This window comes from Pseudomonas sp. GW460-LB5 (assembly GCF_059423245.1).
On record NZ_JBWKXT010000126.1, the window covers coordinates 1 to 1853 of the forward strand.

Annotated in this window: 2 pseudogenes; both read right to left on the reverse strand. The window is 54.9% G+C overall.

Annotated features, from left to right (window positions below):
• Positions 1 to 623 (reverse strand): annotated as a pseudogene (locus tag AC07XM_RS30980) (DUF6708 domain-containing protein); the annotation flags it as partial.
• Positions 623 to 1853 (reverse strand): annotated as a pseudogene (locus AC07XM_RS30985) (T6SS effector BTH_I2691 family protein); the annotation flags it as partial. The pseudogenes AC07XM_RS30980 and AC07XM_RS30985, both read right to left, overlap by 1 nt.

Here is a 1853-nt window from a genome sequence, read left to right on the forward strand (position 1 = left end):
CAGACTAGCCCTAGTCGCATGCCCAAGCTGAGTGAGTCATCTTCTGGGTCGATGGCTGTGCTTCCGGTTGTTTTCCACGGGAAAGTGACGATGCCGCCGCAGTATTTCGGTCGATGTAGGTGAACTTGTTGGGTTACTCGATTGAAGCGAATGAGTAGGTGACGGCTAGTAAGCATTTCCAACCGCGTTAAGCGAAGGCCGTATTTTAGATAAAAATAAACAATAGCACCGTCCATGACAGACATCAGCATCATTATGATGATGTCGATGACAGCAGGATCTCTACTGGTGAAAAGGTAAAGATAAACGGATCCCAGGGTGATTGTGACGCCGCTATATAGGATTGGCCCTAGTCCTCCCAGCGTCATGATTGTGATCAAGCCACGTTTTTCCTCCGATCCGCCGCAACGCATCTCAAGGAAATTTTCATTGAAGGAGTAAACAGGGCTGCGTGCGCGAGGGTTTTCGCTCACCTTCCGAAAATGGACTCCCTCTTCCAAGTCACCTTCATAAAAGTCCCGCATTGCGCGTTGGTCTGCTGGCGTCATTTTCGCAACGTACGCCTTACGGGTAGCCTCAGACTCGATTGCCATCTGCCAGAAACCCCATTCGACTAGATACACTACAAGACCTCGCTGAAAGCCGAATGAAGCGCTTTCAATTCTTCGTGTTCTTCATAAGGCTTTGCTGTTTTTCCGATTCGGAAACAGCAGCGCCTACACCACTTCTCCAATGCATCCTCTTCAAGGAGGTAAATTACGACCGTCAGGACGAGACCTATCCAAAAAGCTCCGACTACCAGGCGTGCGAGCAGAACGCGCGCAGCTTGGGTTCCCAGTTTTTTTGCAAGCTCACCCATAGAGGATGCCAACATTCTTGCAAATTTAGTCTTGGCGCTATGGGATAGATGATCAAAAAAAGGTTTTGCCATAGCAATTGCTGTTCCGCCCTCAGCCAGAGCAAGAGCTATGGTCGCGGCGCCTCGAGCTCTGTACGCGGAGGCTAGCCTTATGTTTCGCGCGCTTGATTCTTTATTTTGGGCTTCACGGATATGTTTATCGGCATCGGCGAAATCCCACCACGCCAATACCAGCCCTCCAGTACCGGCCAATCCAGCCCCCCAAAGCTTCAACCTTCCCAAGGTCGCCACAGCACCTCTGCCAGTCGCACTTCTGGCGCCGTATCGGGTTACCACCTGGTCCACATAGCTGGCCCCAATCTCGAAGCCCGCCGCTGCCGTGGTCATCGCGGCCGCCATGAGTTCAGTCTTGATACGTCCATCACTGTCAGGCAGCTCGCGAGCCTTGAAGGCCATCAGCATGCCTTCCAGCAGGCAGACCAGACCGGCGGCACGCACTTTATAGAAGTCACTCTTCTGACCGTCAGCCTGCATCAAGCCTTCAGCCCAGGCATGATCCAGATAGCGCGCAATCTGGCCACCGCTGCGTTGTGGGTCAATGGGTTGCCCGCTGCGCGCAGCGTCGCTCAGACGAATGTCGACTGCCGTCTCGTGCACCGATGCAAACAACGTTAAGCGCAGACCGTGATGCAGCGCTCGGTCTGCACTGTTGGGGGCGCCGGTTCGGAGTACCTGTCGCCCTAGCGCCACATACCACGCATGCAGGCCGATGCTGGCGGTGTTGTTGCTCTTCTGCAATTCCTCGTACAGCGAGTTGATACGCCCGAACGCATTCGCAGCGATGTGTGCCTGCCGGGCGAGCGATTCACGCAGTTCGAACGACGACTCTGCCGGTGGTCCGGCCTTAGCTGCTGCCCGCAGCGCCGCAAGCTCCTCTCGGATGTCATCCTGGTTGTAGCTGATGCCGCGTATTGCCAGGTTTGCCCGGTCGGCC